This window comes from Salinisphaera sp. G21_0 (assembly GCF_017744115.1).
GTDB lineage: Bacteria > Pseudomonadota > Gammaproteobacteria > Pseudomonadales > Endozoicomonadaceae > Endozoicomonas.
The window spans coordinates 40044-57959 of sequence record NZ_JAGHQW010000040.1 but is presented as its reverse complement, the minus strand read 5'-3'; the positions used below and the strand labels follow the sequence as shown (position 1 = coordinate 57959).

Here is a 17916-nt window from a genome sequence, read left to right as displayed (position 1 = left end):
ACAAAAAAAAGGACACCCAAAAAATAGCCTCGTCAGTAAAATCTGTGGGTCATTTCCGGTTCAGGTAACTTGTCAAGCGCATGATATAACGCGATTTCCGCACATCTGTAGCTTCTGAAACCGGAAAAAAAACGGAAAAAAAAGAAAAAAAAGGACACCCAAAAAATAGCCTCGTCAGAAGAAAAAAGGACGGAAAAAAAAGGACACCCAAAAAATAGCCTCGTCAGAAGAAAAAAGGACACCCACTTTTTAAAAAGAAAAGATAATTTTTCATCTATTCATTTTTCAAAATAATAGTATTGATCGATTTAAGAAAATCTCATTCATTCCAAGCAGAAAGAGCATAAAAAGTACTCAGCAACAGTCAGAGAAAATACTATCGAGACATATAAGAAAGAGCACTCAGAAAATTCTGGCCACATTAAAGTAAAATGAAAATGCATTGATCAGGCAGGGTAAAGAGCACCGCTCACAGACATTCCATGAACCCAGCACTTTCCGGTACTTTCTGCATAAGCCTTCAGTGAAGCCAGCTTGCCGACTGCGCGGTGAAAACGATTATGCCAGCGCATAGTCTGCAGCCATTCATTTGGGTCAATACCCAAGCGCTCCAGGATAGGCGGTACATCGTCGGTTATACGACCACGTTTGCCTTTGCGGATAATTCGGCCAGACCAGTCAACCAGTTCAAAGTAACTACTGAGTGGGTATGGAATCGCCTGTTCAGGGTTTTGACCCTGAGCTTTTAACGGTTTCAAGTGTAACTTTTGTTTTTTTCCGTCTGCGCTGTCGTATGACTCAATGCGTTCTTTTATAGAGGTATGTTTTGAGGTTTCCAGCGTTGCAGCAATTTTTGTCCGGATGGGGTTTAGGTCGACATAGGCCATGCAAGTCAGCAATGCCGCCTCATCTAACAGGGCCTGACTTTTGTAACGACCTTCCCAAAAGCGCCCTTTGCACTCATCCTCTTTATTGGCCAGCCGGGCTAAGTATTCGTTAAGGCAGCGCATGAACCAGCTGATATCCATTAAACGACTGCGGTACTTCTGGGCATATTCTTCGACACGCAGCAGCTCTACTTTGCCCAGCTGGTCGCCGACAAGATAACGCTGAACCAGGTGCGGGCCAGAAAACAGCTGCGTCCAGCGTTGTAAGACTTCTTTGGTCTCCCATTTTTTAGCTTGCTGACTATTGATATGGAGCACCACATGATAATGATTCGACATCACCGCATAAGCACAGACTTCCAGAGCAAAAATACCAGAAAGTGCTTTCAACCGATCAACCACCCACTGCCTGCGATGCTCATAGTTTATGCCTGAGAAATTGTCTTTGCCGCATAGGAAAGCCCTGCGAACGCAGCGTGCCATGCAGTGATAGTAGGGCGTGCTGGCTGAATCTATGAGGTTTTTTCGGGCGGTCGTCATGTCATTTTTTCTGGTTACTGGGTAAATGTGCTTAATTCCCTTAAGAGGCTCCAGAGGAAAAATAGACGGTGTGGCCGATTAGTCAAACTCTTGGGTGTCCTTTATTTTTGGGTAGATGGTATCCTGGAGCTGATCGTCCAGCACCGTCCGGTCAGTAATCACGATCACGGAATGGAACTGCTTGTCTCCATCGTCTTTATAAAGGGTGGATAGCTGATGGGCTGTCCAGGCAATAGAGTTGGACTTTCCGGAACCGGCACTGTGCTGCACCAGGTAACGGTGGCCAGAACCTTCGGTACGGGCAGCGCCAATCAGTTTACGCACCGCATCCCACTGGTGATACCGGGGGAAGATCAGCGTTTCCTTTTTGGTTTTGCGGCCTTCCCAGTCTTCGGACTCCTTAATCTCAAGGTGAACGTAACGGGCAAGAATATTCAGCAGGTTGTCCGGCAGCAACACCTCATTCCACAGGTAATCGGTGGCATAGCGGTTTTCATCGCCGGGAATATCATTACCAGCGCCGCCTTCCTTTGTCCCCTTATTAAACGGAAGAAAGAAGGTAGCAGCACCGGCCAACCGGGTTGCCATATAAACCTGATATTGGCTGACAGCAAAATGCACCAGCGCACCCCGCTTGAAGGTGAGAAGCGGCTCCGGCTTACCGGTTTCCGGGTCTTTCGCCAGGCGAGTGGTTTTATACTGCCGAATGGCGTTATCCACCGACTGCTTGAACTCGGATTTCAGCTCCAGCGTCGATACCGGCAGACCATTGATAAACAGCACCAGGTCAATGCGCCACCAGCAATTCCCACAATACCCATAAGCCCTTATCTACCATAGCTCAGGGACTTGAAATTTAATCACAGAACCGCAATCTTAATAGTACTTCTGGTAACCAATTGGTTGCAGCATGCCAGTTTCCAGCAAACGCTCCGTGGCACAGGAGCTTCTTGATCTCGTGTTTGAAAAGGTTCAGGAAATCCCTGATCCCCGATCATCCAAAGGGCGGTCCGGTAAAATCACCCTTCCTGATACCATCATGTACGCTTTGGCCGTCTTTCACCTGAAACACCCATCGTTGCTCAGCTCTGATGACAAACGACAACAGCCGACCGTTCAGGACAATGCCAAAAATTTATATCACGTTGAACACATACCTTGCGACAGCTACGTCAGAGCCGTCATTGATCAGGTTCCGACAGAACACTTCCGGTCACTGTTCACCTCTTGCTTTACCTATTTCCAGAGACGCGGCTGGCTAAAGCGATATAAATATTTCAAAGAAGGGTATCTGGCTCCGGTTGACGCAACCCAAACATTTTCATCCAAAAAAATTCACTGCAAGAATTGCTGCATCAAGAACGCAGAGGACCCCAAAAAGCCAACGGTCTACTACCATCAGCTGTCAGCGATCTGTCTGGTCAAGCCCGGCAAGAAAACCGTCATGCCACTCATGCCGGAGCCTATTACCCAGCAGATAGATGCATCGAAAAATGATTGTGAAGTCCGGGCTCTTGAGCGCATCCTGGCCGACCTTTCCCGTGAGCATTATCACTTAAAACTGATCATGAACTTTGATGATCTTTATTCCAAAGGCCCTACCATCAAACGGGTTCTTTCTAATGGGCATCATTTTATTGCGGTCGCCAAGGATAGTGACCACGCAGCCCTGATTGAAGCCGTTGATGATATGGATCGACAGGGAAAGGTTCATCGCTTCACGTATACCGATAAAAAAGGTCATCGACATTGGTTTCTCTACGCCAATGATGTGCCGCTCAATAAGTCCCACCCTGATCTGCTGGTTAATTTTCTTGATTACATGGAGTTTGATCCTAAAGGAAACCGAATTTACCAAAACAGCTGGGCGACCAGCCTGACTCTTTACAACCATCTGTACTGCATGAAAGTCATGCGTGGAGGACGCGCCAAGTGGTCTATAGAGAATGAGACGTTTAATACACTGAAGAACCTCGGCTACAGCCTCGAACACAACTATGGCCATGGTGAGGAGAATCTGTCGAGCAACTTTGCCTGCCTGATGTTTCTCGCCTTTCTTATTGATCAAATAGTGGAGCTTTCCGACCCGTTGTTCAACGAGGCCTTACAGGCTAACAAGCGAAAGAAAAGGCTTTGGGAAGCGCAACGGAATTTTTTTGAAATTTTTGTCATCGGTTCCTGGCTACTGTTTATGAAGGGACTGGTTTTACAGGGAGTGCCTGAGCCGCGAAGGACAGGCAAACGAGTGAAGCCCAAAGATCAGCAAATAAGGAAGAAAGTGAGTATCCAAAGCCTGTTTCCTGATACCTCATAAACGACAATGGAGGGTGCTGTAGCCTGCGTTCGCTAATAGAGTCATTTTAAAGCAGTGACTTCATGGTCATTGCATGGGGGGATTGTGCTTAAAATTATCAATTGATATTGGGGGGGGCACATTGTCATTGAGGGAATTGCTGATGCGCCACGACCTGGCCTTTTTGCCGGTTTCGGCAAAGTGTTCATCGGTGGCATAGGGCGAATAGACCAGCTCCGGCACAAGGCGACAACGGTTCTCTTTATAACGGGCCAGGGTATCCGGATTCAGATCATGCTCCGGCATAAACTGGCACAGGCGAAACCGGGCATTACGAATCTTCAGGCCATGGCGCAACACCCCAAGGGTGCCGTAACTGCGCAGCTCTTTATCAATGGCATTGGGGTCAGCCTTGTTAAGCTGCGTCACCAGGTGTCTGATAAAGTGCTGTTCCGAATCCGAGGGGAAGACCTTGCAGAACTTCGCCCAGTCCTTCGGCTGGGTCTGTTTGACAAAATCAAGCACATCGCTGGTGTACAGCGCCGTTTCCCGGTGGTACTGGTCGCCGGAACCCAACAACCAGCCATTGGCCTGCATCTGGGCAATTATTTCGTTCTGGAAGACGGCTTCTTTTGTGGCATCCATGAGGAAAACATCCTGTACTGCAAACTATCGGCGGCGCCGTGGCTGAGGAATGGTTGTCGTTGGCTGATAGGCTTTCAGTCCTTGATCTCCCGTCAGAATCTCAACGGCTATGGCATTGGTTTGTGCATAGTAGTCTGCAACGTTCTTGATCGTAGTGTCACCAATACCCAACCCCTGTTTGGCGAGTTCAGGCCAGTCATCTGCCAGCAGCAAAAGTCTTTCCGGGCTCCACAGCTCATTTTGATGCCCGAAAGCTGCCCAGGGATCACTCTCCGTAGCCGTTTTACGTATCAGGTCTGCCAAACCCTGCGCTAGCGAAAAGCGATGACCACTCGCAAAGGCGATATGGTTGCCGGTTTCAATAATCGTGGCTAACGGAAGCACGAAGGTGCTATTGCTGGCGTGTTCATCATCCACCTTCTGATTAATGCGATGAAAATCCCAGCGGTCATTTTCCGGACCGCAGGTTTCTTTACCAGGAACCTGCAGCCAGCAGCATAATACGGAGGTATCAAAAATAATAACCTTATTGCTCACTGAAACGCGCCCCCACTCTCCCGCTTCATAACCTCTTGCTTAAGGGCCGCTTCAAGCCGCCCCTGGCTGGCCAAAGTACCAACAGGTCCTGCTGATAGCAGTTTTGGCAGCATGGCAATATCTTCAAGCAGAGTGAGATGACTAGAGCCAGACGCATCTTCCCGATGGCTAATGGTAATAAACGGGGTCATTTCCGGACCAAGGTTATCGAGCAGTGCCGGGTTATGGGTGGTCACCAGAATATCAATGGCACGTTCCTTCCCGATCGTTTTCAACACATCGAGTAACAGCTTGGCCCGTGACGGGTGCAGGCCGTTATCAATTTCCTCGACAATCAACAGGCTGTTTTTCGGACGTACCAGCAGGGCTACCAGGATCGCCAGAAAACGCAAAGTGCCATCCGACATCCCCCTGGCATCAACAGACAGACTTTCATTGCCCCACTGTTCATCGCAATAGAGCATGGCATCGGAATTAAAGCGGCCAACGGTATCTGCATAGATACGACGTATGTCTCTTTCCGGTAACTGGCTGACATAATCAGTCAGTGTTGCTTCTACTTTCGCCTTCTGCTCATCAACCAGAGCGGCAATCACTCCGGCAATATTAGCGGCATCGCTGTCCAGATCAGCAGAGAGTGCCGTGTACCCTCTCATATGAGAAGGAATAGGATCGAGAATGAAAATTTTCGACAAAGCCCTGTTCACAGCGATAACCCCTTCACCGATCTCTGCCCGCAAACTTTGCGCCTGCGCTTCCGGGTAAAGCTGGCTAAGTATCGTTGTTTGCCGACCTGAAGGTCTGGGTTTACCTGTTTTGGTGTTGTATAGCCTGGCGGTGATCGCTGGCGCTGTGTCAGGGCAGACATCCGTCGTGAACAGATTGATCTCGGAAGAAACGGTACCAGCCCGGGGGCGATATCGGGTTCTTTTCAGACTTTCTGCATAAATTTGTGGTATCCCTGCCACGGCAACTTCCAGACGGTAGACAAACTCAGTATTGACATCATCAGTGCCAACAACCGCTTCAAGAGCAAAGCGATCACTGCCATCCCTGCACGCCCACTCTTTACCGCCCCGCAGCCCGGGATGGATGTTATCCCCCTGCAGAATCGTGTTAATGGGGAGCCCTGCCACACTGCGACTCAGGAACTGAAATGCATCCAGGGCATTGGACTTACCACTGGCATTCGTGCCAATCAGCACGGTCAGCGGGTCAAGGTAAAGGGTGGATTGCTGGTAGCTTTTCCAGTTTTCCATCCGGATTTCTTTCAACATGAGCGTGTCCGGCTGATAGGGGGTTGTAATTTATTCGATAATGGTACGCAGTGTGCCTGTGGCCGGTTCGGCATTGAATCGCACACAGTCGATAGTTAACAGGGTATCGGCTTGCTACACAAGGCTCCAGCGCAATTGTCTCCACACTGTAGAGACAATCTCATCCGCCGTGCATACCTCCGCCAGCTGGGTGCAAGGGCGCAGTTGCCGGGGGCTCAGCCTTTGCCCATGGTGGCCGGTGAGCTGCTTCGCGACAGATTAATCACCACCTGCTTGCCATAGTCCGCCCGTTCACCTTTAAGCACCTCGGTATTGATGCGCTCCCCCACCTGCCAGTAGAGCCGGGTCAGCTCGGCATTCACCACCACTGCAGCCCGCTGGCGGGTGGACTGGATCAGGCCGATTTCGCTGAACAGGGTGTCTGGCTGCTCCGGTGCTTCAGCCGGTTTGATCATGAGTAGCCTCGGGGTGTTTTTGTTGTGGGTGGGCTGCACCGTGCATGGATGCATCTCTGTCGGGGGCACTGGGATGCGCGGGATCAACCCAGTCACGGATGTCTATTTTGCCAGTGACAGCGGCTGAGATCAGGGCTGTTCGACGTTCTTGCATCAACTTGATAGCTTCTTCCGCATCAAGAATCAATGCATCATATCGCTCTGTCTTACCCCGAAGAGAATTACGGATTTCAAGCTGTTCTTCTTTTGGCGGGCTTAAGATTAAAAAATTACGAATATCTTCAACATTAATGCGCTTGAAGGTAGAGCCAATAAGCAAACTATCTAACTGCAGTTTTACAACTGGTGAATTCAGTTGATGTAGTAAGTACTCAGAATCAAAGTCTCCATTGCTTCTCAGAAGACACACATCCTGGCCCATCGCAAAAACATCGTTACCTATAACTAACGCCGCTTCACCCACTGTGGCATTACGACTGTATATAATGTCACCCATGACAGGCTCTCTTCCACCTTCAATCAGTAACTCATAAAATTTCTGAGTTGTCCTCTTTGCTTCGCTCAGGTCGATAGACCAGCCTTTGACTTCTCTAATGCCAGCAAGAGGAATGCCATCATCAACAAACTCTGCTGTTATGTGCTTACAGTCCAAAACATCGGCAAATCTTTTTAGCGGTGCCACACCCCAATGCTCCGGCACCTCCCCCAGCCACTCCACACCGGAGTCTTTCATTGGTGCATCAGGGTTAAGCCCTTTGGTCACGGCATGGCTGATCACCGCCTGACGTTTTTCTTGCAGCAACCGGATCAGGGTTTTCTGCTCTTCGATCAGTGCATCGATTTTGGCGGTTTCGTGATCGAGGAAGTTGGCAATGGTAGCTTGCTCTGCCTCCTTTGGAAGTACAGTTTTAATACAGACCAACTCAGAAGCATTAATCGCTGGGTAACTGACTCCGACAGAGCGAGCAACTACTTCTTTGATAAACCCCTTTGCCCGTAAAAGATATGCGGCATATTTTTTATGCACGCCTGTTGTTGGCCGGATAACCGCAAAGCCAGTAGAGACCACTAAATTCTCTGGCGGGTTTATGATTGGAGCTATGGCTTCAAGATAAGTTCTTACAGTTGAAACAATAACATCGCCATCCTTTACTTTTCTTCTTGCTCGGGATGGAGACTTAGAAAATGACATTACTTCTGTTTGCTTTATGCCATCAGTGGCAGAAACACTTCCGATATCTACATATTCCAACTCAAAATCAGGAGCCAACAATTCAGATAAAACATCATCATTGTATGAGCAAAAGTACTTTAAAGGCTTTACTTCCCAGTGCTCTGGTATCTCCCCCAACCACTCAACCCCAGAATCCTTATACTCCGGATAAGCCTTATATTTACCACCAACACCCGCCATCACGAATGCACCTCCGCCAGCAGCTTCATAATCCGGCCACTGACCGCATCCAGATCAGCATCAATGGCTTCCAGGGCACGGGGCGGCTGGTACACATAGAAGTGACGGTTAAAGGGAATCTCATAGCCGACAATACCGATCTCACCGTCCTGCTCATCCCGCTTGCCGGCATTGATCCATGCATCCGGCACATGGGGCGTCACTTCCCGCTGGAAATAAGTTTCGATCAGCGTTGAGGTGGTCACCGATGGATCAAGGGGGATGTTCTCGTTATCCCGCAGGTCGCTATCTGGCTGGAATTCGACGACTTTGCCCTGCCATTCTTTAATGCTACCGCTATAGGTGAATGTTCCGTAGAGCGGTTGTGTCTCCTCGTTTAGAATTTTCTTGACCACCGGCTCGGCTTCAGGGTTCTTCCATGTCACGGCATCAAGGAACTGTTTCTTCTCCTTCGCATCCAGTGTGATACCCGTTTCCTTCAAGGCAGATTTCAGGCGGGCTTCAAAACTATTGAAATCGTCAATTTGGTCTGCGCTGATCTCTTCCTGCAACCCTTTGGCTTTGATCATCAGCGCGATTTGGGAAAGCCAGAGATCATCACTGAACAGCACTTTGATCTGCTTTTCTTTCAATTCTTTGAAATCGGTCTTGATTTTGGCGCGAATAGCTTCCTGATGACTGAACAGGTGCAAGTGGCAATCTTCACCAAACTCTTCAACCAGCCAACGCATCACATTGTCATATGGCTTGGGCGCATACCGCAGACTGGCAATGGCTTCAGCAGTAATCCGGGCAGAAAGACGCAGGGGGCGTTCTACCATTATGCGACGATAACCGAACTGGTATGTCTCAAATAGTTTACTGATTGCTATGCCATTGGAGTCAGTAGCTTCCGCCTCAAACTTGCCAAAGCAGCGAGTCACCACGGCACGGTCTTCCGGGCTCATGATATTGCGTTTGGATCCCAGGGACTTGCGCATCTTGCCAAACAGCTTCGCCCCATTGATGAGCTGAACTTTGCCCTTACGCTCCGCCGACTTTTTGTTGGACAGCACCCAGATATAGGTCGCAATGCCAGTGTTGTAGAACATATCAGTAGGCAGGGCAACAATGGCTTCCAGCAGATCGGCTTCCAATATGTAACGGCGAATCTCACTTTCCCCACTGCCTGCGCCGCCGGTAAACAACGGCGAACCGTTCAGGATAATGCCGATACGGCTGGGGTTTTGATTATCGGGCGTGATAGCCCGAAATTTGCTGATCAGGTGCATCAGGAACAACAACGAACCATCGGAGACCCGGGGCAGACCGGGGCCAAAGCGACCATCAAAGCCTTTCACGTCATGTTCCGTTTTGACCGTACCCTCGATTTTCTTCCAGTCCACGCCGAACGGGGGGTTGGAGAGCATATAATCAAACTGCTGGCTGGTAAGCTGGTCATTGGAAAGCGTGTTGCCCAACTTGATCCGGCTGACATCCTGCCCCTTGATCAGCATATCGGCTTTACAGATGGCGTAGGACTCCGGATTCAGTTCCTGACCAAAAGCCCGCATCACCGCATTGGCGTTGTGTTCATGCACATATTCCATACCGGAAGAAAGAAAGCCGCCAGTGCCTGCTGTGGGGTCGTAGATGGTGCGGATAATGCCCTCTTTGGTTAAGGCATCGTCATCTTCCATAAACACCAGGGAGGTGGTGAGCTGGACAATATCCCGGGGGGTAAAGTGTTCCCCGGCGGTCTCGTTAGAGCTTTCGGCAAATTTACGGATCAGTTCCTCAAAAACCAGGCCCATATCGTGATTGGAAATGGCATCCGGGCTCAGGTCGATACTGCCAAACTTCTGCACCACCTTATACAGCAGGTTGGCCTCCTGCAGGCTGCCGACAAATTCATCAAACTTGAAATGTTCAAAGATTTCCCGGGCATCCCGTGAGAAGGCAAGCACATAGCTTTCCAGATTGTCTTTAATGCCGGTCTGTCCAAGTTTGGAGAGATCCATCGGTGATGTATTAAAGAAGGACAGCCCGGCCGCCCGCAACAACAGCTTCTCCCGCCCCTCTTCCGGCAGGTTCATCACCTTCACTTTTTCATACTGGGCCAGTACCGCTTCTTTGGTGGGCTCCAGTACGCATTCCAAACGACGGAGCAGTGTAAACGGCAGGATGATGCGTCCGTACTGGGACTGTTTGAAATCTCCCCGCAGAAGGTCGGCAACGGACCAGATAAAGGCGGCGAGATTGTTGGAGGCTTGGGTGTTAGGCATGGTCACTTCTTGGGAAGAAAAAATCGTTGAGACAGGCAACTACATCTGAGTACCAGCTACCACTGTCATCAGTGGCACATTGGCTGCGGCAATCTGCTGTCATATTCCGGGCAAAAGTGTACCGCTATTCACCGGCTGGCAGTAGTCGTATTCACGACCGGCACCACTAAAATACCGATGCAATGGATATACAGGCTGGCGTAATAAATTAAAGCGGTGATTAATGACTAACACATCATCAGTGATAGCACCGTGATAGAAATTCATTTTCATTAGATCAAAAAAAAGACCTACACTACTGTAAGTCTTTGATTTTTCTGGCGCTCCCAGGAGGATTCGAACCTCCGACCTGCCCCTTAGGAGGGGGCTGCGCTATCCAGCTGTGCCATGGGAGCATGCGTTATCGGACAGATACCAAGGCATACACCTTTATGACCGCGATTGAAGCGTACTTCATTCACAGTGGATGATCAAGCCTTGGCAGGATAAAGGATTTCTAACTGGCGTAAATTGACTCAGGGGCTGTCTTTTTCGGGAAACACGATTTCAAGCTGTTGCTCAAAGGCAAGCATTTTTTCGGCGAGACGTTCACTGTCAACGATCAACGTTCCATCAAGGTATGCCTGGCGCAGGCGGCTGACACGATCTTCTGTAGCATTGATAACAAAACTTAGTTTCTTCTCGGAGCCTTCCAAATTCGTACTTGACTCTCGATGCTCTTTATCCATGTTCACTCCTTGAACGTTGAGAAATATTTTTTACTGGCAAGTCGGTCATACTGTCACCTCCAGTTCAGGCTGTCTACCCATGATGCCTATTATTTTAGTATACAAGTTTCATACCAATTGAGGTGATGTAATGACTTCGGAGACCTCACAAACACAACAGTAAACTGATTGCGAGGATATCAATGGGAACGCAGAAAAATCACCAATGGAATACTAGAGTCTGTTGGAAGATAGACTGCCCTGCTATTGTGCAGTAATAGCAAATTGGCCAATGAGAGGGCAAAGCAAAGGTCTGGCAATAATCTACATTCAGCAGAAGATACCTTGCTCGACAACAAGGCTCTCCTGAAACTCAGTTTTAAACCGGCTCTTACTAAAACAGCCGGTTAACAAGCCATCGCTTTCAGCACATCGCAAAAGCCGGGCACCATCAATTTTCCTCCTTTTTTCCTTCTTCTTGCGTGTTTTCGATGATTTCTTCAGGTTCCGCACCTTCATCTGCATCTGCGCCCTGAGTCTCACCTTCAGTCTCCGGAGAATCATTTTTCTCCGGTTCGGCTTGCTCTTCCGCAGCTTCTGCTGCCTCTGAGCCATCACCTATTTGAGCAGACTGGAGCTTATCTGTCATTGATTTAAGCTGTTCCTTTTCATCAGACTCTTTCGGAGTTCCTTCTGCGTCTGCCGCGCTCTCTTCAGAGCCCGTTTCTTCCACATCACCTGCCCCCTGATCACTCATTTGAGCGTCGGCTTTGGTTTTCTTTACGGTTTTATCACTTATTGAATCACCAACAGACCCTCCTTCTTTTCCTGGTGCTTTGTCTGGCATTTCATTCTTGGTATCCCCTGAGGCCACTGTTACGGTATCTGTTCCAGCTATATTGGAAGAAACGGTTATTGACGCACCATTTGAACCCGGTGGATTTACAGAGGTTGTCAATGGCTGGGTGGTGGCTGGTAAAGATGACAAGCTGTCCATAAATTAAAACCTCTTTTTTCTTTAGTAGACACTTACCATAGACTTTGGCCACCTTTAATTGGTTTCAATGTTTTTTAGATTATTTTCCTCATAATTTGTCAGACATTATTGCTATGATTTTTAACAGGAAATGTAGCTTGCCTGTATTCATTAACAGATATATGCCGATTAACGTTTAAATTCTGCAAATGTGATGAAAGTCATTGTCAACTTGTTGTAATAGTGGACGAGGGTATACGACGGTGACAGATAACAGGATTCTCAACGTTTTATGGTGGCAGCCCCATCCATGGATGCCGCCTTAAACCATTCAGGAGGCTGACCGAGAATAGCGCCCGTAGCGAGGATGGCAGAAAATTTCCGACTTTTTAGACCAATTTGCTGCCACCGCAGTAGGGCAGTCTATTCTCGGACAGCATCTTAGGTTCTTCTGGAAAAGCCATAGATTCGCCATGCTGGCAGGCAGGCCACCAGAAAACCCAGTAAAAACAGCGACAACAACCAAAGCAGCTGCTCAAAGGGCAGTGCGATGCTGCTCACAACAGGAATCCAGCTCCCCAGGAACAGAGTCGATACTTTATAGATAACAACACCAGAACAAAGAGCAAACAGGATTTGCAGCATAGGTTCTGTCAATGTCAGGGCTGCCAGCTGCCAAGGGCTTACCCCTACCATTCGTAACAGTTCGACTTCCTGTTTTCGCTCGGCAAAACCGGCAGAAAGATTAAAATACATCATCATCAAAGAGAGCAATCCGATGATAAAACTCATGGCCATAAACACATTATTGAGCATTCGCTGATAGTGCCCAAGCTTTTCCAGTTCTATCGAAGGAATCACTACCTCAAGTGGTGTATTGAAGGTTGACTTCAGTTCCTTCTGCACCTTAAAGAGAGAGTGACGATGTCGCAATTTTATCAAAATGAAATTAAGGTGGTCAGTTTTTATGCCATGGGCTTTTCGGATTTTTCGCAGCCCTTCAATAGGAATTAAAATATTACTGTCCAGCGAGGTTCCGGTTTCCATTAAAACCCCCTGAATAATAAATGGCGTTTGATACTCATCTTTTGATGAGGGCGAAAAGCCATTGGCTATCTTCAGGGTTTCTCCGGGCTGATAGTCTGCCGCCAGTCTGGCACCGATAAATGCCGAACGATGATTCCTGAATGCCGTGCCTGATCCACTGCCAATAAAATTAAGGACTTTCAGTTGCAGCGTTTCCATATAACGTGCAGTACTGCCAGTCACTGTATATCCAAGATGACTTTCGTTGGTGGACACCGGCGCAGCCCACTTCACATCCTTCAGGCCAGCAATGGCTTCATAGACATCCCAGGATATCACCGGAGGAGGAGGGCCAATGCGAAAAAGGCTGTAAAGGACAAGATGTGTCGGCTGCGAAGGTGCTCCGACAATCAGGTCTGCACCTGAAGACACCTGTCGTGCATAGGATCGGACGGCTTCATGAATATGGCTGATCACCAGAAGAAGTGCAATGCTGAAAGCAAGAGCCAGAATCGAAATAATTGTGCGTCCGGCTCTCTGACCAAAGCTTCTGCGCATAATCTTCATAATGACCATCGGTTTTCGCGCTCCCTTGCCAGGTTCAAGGTATCCATGTTCACATATCGGTCAAAACCATCAATGCCGTTCTCATCATGGGTGGTACAGATCAGTGTGGCTCCACTTGCACGACATTCATCCTGTAATAGCTGGTAAACGGCTTTCTTCCCCCGGCAATCCATAGCCGAAGCCGGTTCATCCGCCAACACTATTTCAGGGTTGCCGATCAGCGCACGGGCAATGGCAAAGCGCTGCTGTTGACCGGCACTGTATTGTGCAGCATTTTTTGATAGCCGTGACGGGTCTGTTAAGCTGAGCTTGCGAATCAGGCGAATGGCATCCCCGGCTGCCGTTTCAGATTTCCTTTCTGCTTCATACCGCCTTTTCGCTGAGAAATAGCAGGGCAACAAAATGTTATCGAAAGCACTCAGATATGGCACCAGCCGATAATGCTGAAAAATAAACCCGATAGAGTCGGCACGGAGTCTTTCCAGAGATGAGGTGCCAATTTTTCTCATATCATTACCCAGAACCATCAGATCACCACTGTTATAGCGAACAAGCCCCATCAGGGTTCTTAACAGGGTGGTTTTGCCAGAGCCATTCCCGCCTTGAAGGCACACCGTTTCACCAGCATCAATAACCAGCTCCGGAATTCGCAAAACTTCAGTTTCACCAATACTCTGCTCAAGGTCATGAATGGCAACGGCCTGGACATTTGTCATCTTAATATTTCCGCCCTGATAAAGACCCGCAGCCAGGATAAACAACGATCCTGGTTTTCATGGTCATGGTTATCGGTCGTCTGCCAATAAAGATAAGCACCTGTAATTGGCTTCCTAGAGACATTTAACAAGCCCCCGTAAAATCGATTTTCAAAGTGACTGAGGGGCTGCCCTATTCAGCGATAGCAATCATCTTTGGAGTGGAGGCAAGACAAGCCGCTTGCGCCAGAAGACCTTGCACATCGACAAGCGTTTTTATGAAGTGGTGATGATTTTCATAATCTGTCATGGCAAACGACAAGCTCATTTCATATTGGAAGAGACTCTGACAGTGAATATTTTGTCCTATACTCGAAGCTGCCAATCATCCAATAACCTGTCTGCTTTATCTGCAATCGCCTTTGGTCATCACTTATGCGTTGACAAACAAAGTGCTACAACGCTTTGCCAAACCGGCTTGAGATACGTTTACTGTTGGCCATGGCATGCAGGCTTAACGAGAAATCCTTACCCGATTAGACGTCAACACTTCCCTAACTTGACACATCCGGAGTTTGATCCATGCCCTTCATCACTCCCCTTAAAACACTAACTCTGTTCATCATCACCCTTTGTCTTGTTGGCTGCGCCAGTGATGGCCATCTGAACCGGTGGAGCCAATGCGCCCTGATCGGAGCGGGTACCGGCGGTCTTGTCGGCGCTGCAGCCAACAGTAAGAGTTCATCCGACAGTGGTAAATCGGCCGCTTACGGTGCTATTGGTGGTGCCCTGGTCGGTACCGCTATCTGTGCACTGACTGGCAGTGACAGTGATCACGATGGTGTTCCTGATAACAAAGATCACTGCGCAGACACACCCAAAGGCGTAACCGTCGATCACAGTGGCTGCCCGGTAGACTCCGATAATGACGGGGTTCCTGACTACATGGATAAGTGCGCCAATACCCCTTACGGTGTAGCAGTGGATGCTCACGGTTGCCCCGATTCCGACGGAGATGGCGTACCAGACAATATGGATCGCTGCCCCAATACCCCCGTCGATGTGGCGGTTAACCAATATGGCTGCCCGATCGACAGTGATGGGGATGGTGTTCCCGATGACATTGATAAGTGCCCGGATACCCCCGAAGGCATCCCCGTCGATGCGGATGGCTGCCCACTAAAGAGAGAGCTGGGCATGGTTTACTTTGGCTTTGATAAAGCCGACATTGACCCGCCGGGCCTTCAGGCGTTGGACAAAATCGCTGATGTTGCCAAACAACAGTCTGACATTCATCTGACAGCTGTTGGTTACACCGATTCAACCGGCCCGCTGGAACACAACCGAAAACTGGCACTGCGCAGGGCTGAAAGTGTCAAAAAATACCTGGAAGACCGTGGCGTCAGTGGCAATCGCATCAAAGCAGTGGCCGGTGGTGTACTGGAGAGCGGAGATCAAACCAGAGAAGGCCGAAGAAACAACCGTCACGTGACCATCACCATTGAAGGGTAACCTTCATTCTCAGGGTAGAAATTAAGCGCCTACTCCTCTCTTCGGCAAGTTAAAGATGGAACCACGAAGGACACGAAGAGCACGAAGGAAAAGAATAGCTCTTCTTTGTGCTCTTCGTGTCCTTCGTGGTTCCATCCGAAACCCCAATGAAAATGGAGGGATAAGCTTAATGTCCAACCTAAGAACCTTCATTAGCCGTTCTGGAACTGTTATTTAATAACTTTGACATTTCAATAAGCGCTGCCCGCTGCCCGAAAAAGACAGTCCACTTGTGCTTTTGCGGGAAGCGGGAAGCGGGAAGCGAGCAAGTCTCAGCCAACGGCGGAACTTGTTCCGCGACAACTCCTTACCTGTTTCTTTTGGAGCCTGTGAGATAGTATTGACCAATACTCAAACTTACTCACCCAACGTCTCCAAGCAGTATCCATGACAGACAATAGCAAAGCCTGTTTTTACGCCCTGGCCACGGCCTTATTGTGGTCGACCATTGCCACCGCCTTTAAAATAGCCCTTAACTATCTTGACCCATGGCAGCTGGTATTCTGGTCCGTGGCAACCTCCACCACCCTGCTTACCATCATTGTCATGATTCAGGGAAAGGCTGGTTTAGTCGTCTCCCAATTCAAACAATCATCGGGGCTATTCCTGGCCCTGGGGCTGTTAAACCCTTTTCTCTATCACGTTGCCCTGTTCGGCGCTTACGACCTGCTTCCGGCGCAACAGGCGCAGGCATTAAACTACAGCTGGCCAATGGCGCTGACCCTGCTTGCCGTTCCTTTGCTGGGCAAAAAACTGTCGCTTACCAGCCTGCTCTGCTGCCTGCTGGCCTACGGGGGGGTATTGCTTATCTGTACCCGTGGGGAGTTTGAAAATCTTAATTTCGCCAGTCCCATCGGTGTTATTCTGGCACTGTCAAGCACCATTATCTGGGCGCTTTACTGGCTATTGAATACCCGGCGCGAAGGGGATCCTGTGGTTGGCCTGCTGATCTGCTTCCTCTGTGGACTGCCCTGGATTATTGCTGCCACCGCCCTCTTCTCCGATTTCGGGCCCATTGCCTCTGAAGGTCTGGCAGCAGCGGCCTATGTTGGTCTGATTGAAATGGGCTTTGCTTACATCCTGTGGCTGAAAGCCCTTAAACTGGCGGACAATACTGCCATGGTCAGCAATATCAGTTACCTCAGTCCGTTTCTATCACTGATTTTCATCGCCAATATTCTTGGTGAGTCTATCTATCCGGCCACCTATGCTGGCTTGATTATGATTATTGTTGCCGTTCTGGCTCAGCAGCACTTGAGTAGAAAATAAACGTCATGGCCAGAAACAGCTACTTTGCTTTTAAGCAGTTCAGAATTGACCAGGGTGAATGTGCCATGAAAGTTACCACGGATGCCTGCATCTTTGGTGCGCTTATTGCTGAATCATCCGGCTTACGACATAGCCAGACCATTCTGGATATTGGTGCAGGCACCGGGTTGCTCAGCCTGATGGCTGCTCAGAACTGCAGTGGGAAAATCACGGCCGTGGAGCTGGATGAAGAAGCGTCACAACAAGCGGTCAGTAACTTTGCCGCCAGTCCCTGGGCCGATCAGCTTCAACTGGTCAATAGTGCTATCCAGATATTCTCTGCCACCAGTCAGCAACGCTTTGACTGTATCATTTCGAATCCGCCTTTTTTTCAGCAATCCTTCAAGGGGGATGACCAGCGACGAAACATGGCCCGTCATACCGATAGCCTGAGTTTTACGGATCTTGCCAGGGTGATTTCCCGGCATTTGGCAGCCACTGGTGAAGCCTGGATTTTACTACCCGTGGAATCCACACAGCATTTTTTGAAAGCGGCTGCCACGGAAGGACTGGGTCTGATAAAGCAGATTGGGCTGCGTTCTTCCAGCCGTCATGGGAACCACCGCTATATCCTGGTTTTAAACCGGGATAAACCTCTGGAAACACAAGAGGAGACGATCACTATATATACCCAGCCTCCTCATTACACGGAAGAAACCAGACAGTTGATGTCACCTTATTATCTGGCCCTCCAGGAGGCTGACCGAGAATAGCGCCCGTCTAGGCGACCCCTTAGCGAGGATGGCAGAAAATTGAGGATAAAAATTCAGTTTT

General features: G+C 49.1%; 15 protein-coding genes, 1 tRNA gene and 2 pseudogenes. 4 read left to right on the top strand and 14 right to left on the bottom strand.

Annotation, left to right across the window (positions count from 1 at the left end; all coding sequences use genetic code 11):
- Positions 1 to 446 precede the first annotated feature (446 nt).
- Together J7439_RS17770 and J7439_RS17765 are read right to left on the bottom strand one after the other, a co-directional pair.
- Entirely contained in the window at positions 447 to 1427 is a 981-nt protein-coding gene (locus J7439_RS17770; protein WP_209203294.1) for a transposase, read from the bottom strand.
- A 111-nt stretch (positions 1428 to 1538) separates the two neighbouring features.
- Positions 1539 to 2225, bottom strand: a pseudogene (locus J7439_RS17765) (type I restriction endonuclease); the annotation flags it as partial.
- A 112-nt stretch (positions 2226 to 2337) separates the two neighbouring features.
- Between J7439_RS17765 and J7439_RS17760 the strand changes: the two are divergent.
- Positions 2338 to 3741 (top strand): hypothetical protein, encoded by a 1404-nt coding sequence (locus J7439_RS17760; protein ID WP_209203292.1) that lies wholly within the window; start codon positions 2338 to 2340, stop codon positions 3739 to 3741.
- A gap of 96 nt (positions 3742 to 3837) precedes the next feature.
- Here the strand turns inward: J7439_RS17760 and J7439_RS17755 are convergent.
- The 12 genes and pseudogenes from J7439_RS17755 to J7439_RS17700 form a co-directional block, all read right to left on the bottom strand.
- Positions 3838 to 4365: pseudogene (locus J7439_RS17755) on the bottom strand (type I restriction endonuclease subunit R); the annotation flags it as partial.
- A gap of 24 nt (positions 4366 to 4389) precedes the next feature.
- Entirely contained in the window at positions 4390 to 4902 is a 513-nt protein-coding gene (locus J7439_RS17750) for a hypothetical protein (RefSeq protein ID WP_209203290.1), read from the bottom strand.
- Positions 4899 to 6179, bottom strand: coding sequence for an AAA family ATPase (locus J7439_RS17745; RefSeq protein WP_286198420.1), 1281 nt, complete (start codon positions 6177 to 6179; stop codon positions 4899 to 4901). Before J7439_RS17745 ends, J7439_RS17750 begins: the two co-directional genes overlap by 4 nt.
- A 215-nt stretch (positions 6180 to 6394) precedes the next feature.
- Entirely contained in the window at positions 6395 to 6634 is a 240-nt protein-coding gene (locus tag J7439_RS17740; RefSeq protein WP_209203288.1) for a DUF1016 N-terminal domain-containing protein, read from the bottom strand.
- The gene (locus tag J7439_RS17735; RefSeq protein WP_209203287.1) at positions 6618 to 8048 is read right to left on the bottom strand and encodes a restriction endonuclease subunit S; all 1431 of its coding nucleotides are present in this window, start codon (positions 8046 to 8048) and stop codon (positions 6618 to 6620) included. The genes J7439_RS17740 and J7439_RS17735 overlap by 17 nt, the downstream gene beginning before the upstream one ends.
- A complete protein-coding gene (locus tag J7439_RS17730) occupies positions 8048 to 10312 on the bottom strand; it encodes a type I restriction-modification system subunit M (RefSeq protein WP_209203286.1) in 2265 nt (754 codons plus the stop codon). The genes J7439_RS17735 and J7439_RS17730 overlap by 1 nt, the downstream gene beginning before the upstream one ends.
- Positions 10313 to 10630: 318 nt before the next feature.
- Positions 10631 to 10707, bottom strand: a tRNA-Arg gene (locus J7439_RS17725).
- Between the two features lie 120 nt (positions 10708 to 10827).
- Positions 10828 to 11040: a flagellar biosynthesis anti-sigma factor FlgM gene (locus J7439_RS17720; RefSeq protein ID WP_101747596.1), complete on the bottom strand. Its 213-nt coding sequence runs from the start codon at positions 11038 to 11040 to the stop codon at positions 10828 to 10830.
- A gap of 430 nt (positions 11041 to 11470) precedes the next feature.
- Entirely contained in the window at positions 11471 to 12016 is a 546-nt protein-coding gene (locus tag J7439_RS17715) for a hypothetical protein (protein ID WP_209203285.1), read from the bottom strand.
- A gap of 420 nt (positions 12017 to 12436) precedes the next feature.
- The gene (locus J7439_RS17710) at positions 12437 to 13579 is read right to left on the bottom strand and encodes an ABC transporter permease (RefSeq protein WP_209203284.1); all 1143 of its coding nucleotides are present in this window, start codon (positions 13577 to 13579) and stop codon (positions 12437 to 12439) included.
- Positions 13580 to 13584: 5 nt separating this feature from the next.
- Positions 13585 to 14304 (bottom strand): ATP-binding cassette domain-containing protein, encoded by a 720-nt coding sequence (locus tag J7439_RS17705; RefSeq protein ID WP_209203283.1) that lies wholly within the window; start codon positions 14302 to 14304, stop codon positions 13585 to 13587.
- A gap of 172 nt (positions 14305 to 14476) precedes the next feature.
- The gene (locus J7439_RS17700) at positions 14477 to 14668 is read right to left on the bottom strand and encodes a hypothetical protein (RefSeq protein ID WP_209203282.1); all 192 of its coding nucleotides are present in this window, start codon (positions 14666 to 14668) and stop codon (positions 14477 to 14479) included.
- Between the two features lie 197 nt (positions 14669 to 14865).
- Here J7439_RS17700 and J7439_RS17695 point away from each other — a divergent pair, with 197 nt between their 5' ends.
- The 3 genes from J7439_RS17695 to J7439_RS17685 all read left to right on the top strand — a co-directional run bounded on the left by J7439_RS17695 (position 14866) and on the right by J7439_RS17685 (position 17855).
- Positions 14866 to 15795, top strand: a complete 930-nt coding sequence (locus J7439_RS17695; RefSeq protein WP_209203281.1) for an OmpA family protein — start codon at positions 14866 to 14868, stop codon at positions 15793 to 15795.
- A gap of 426 nt (positions 15796 to 16221) precedes the next feature.
- Complete coding sequence (locus J7439_RS17690; RefSeq protein WP_209203280.1) at positions 16222 to 17103, top strand: DMT family transporter; 882 nt, start codon at positions 16222 to 16224, stop codon at positions 17101 to 17103.
- A gap of 5 nt (positions 17104 to 17108) precedes the next feature.
- Positions 17109 to 17855: a tRNA1(Val) (adenine(37)-N6)-methyltransferase gene (locus tag J7439_RS17685; protein ID WP_209203279.1), complete on the top strand. Its 747-nt coding sequence runs from the start codon at positions 17109 to 17111 to the stop codon at positions 17853 to 17855.
- Positions 17856 to 17916: the final 61 nt, after the last annotated feature.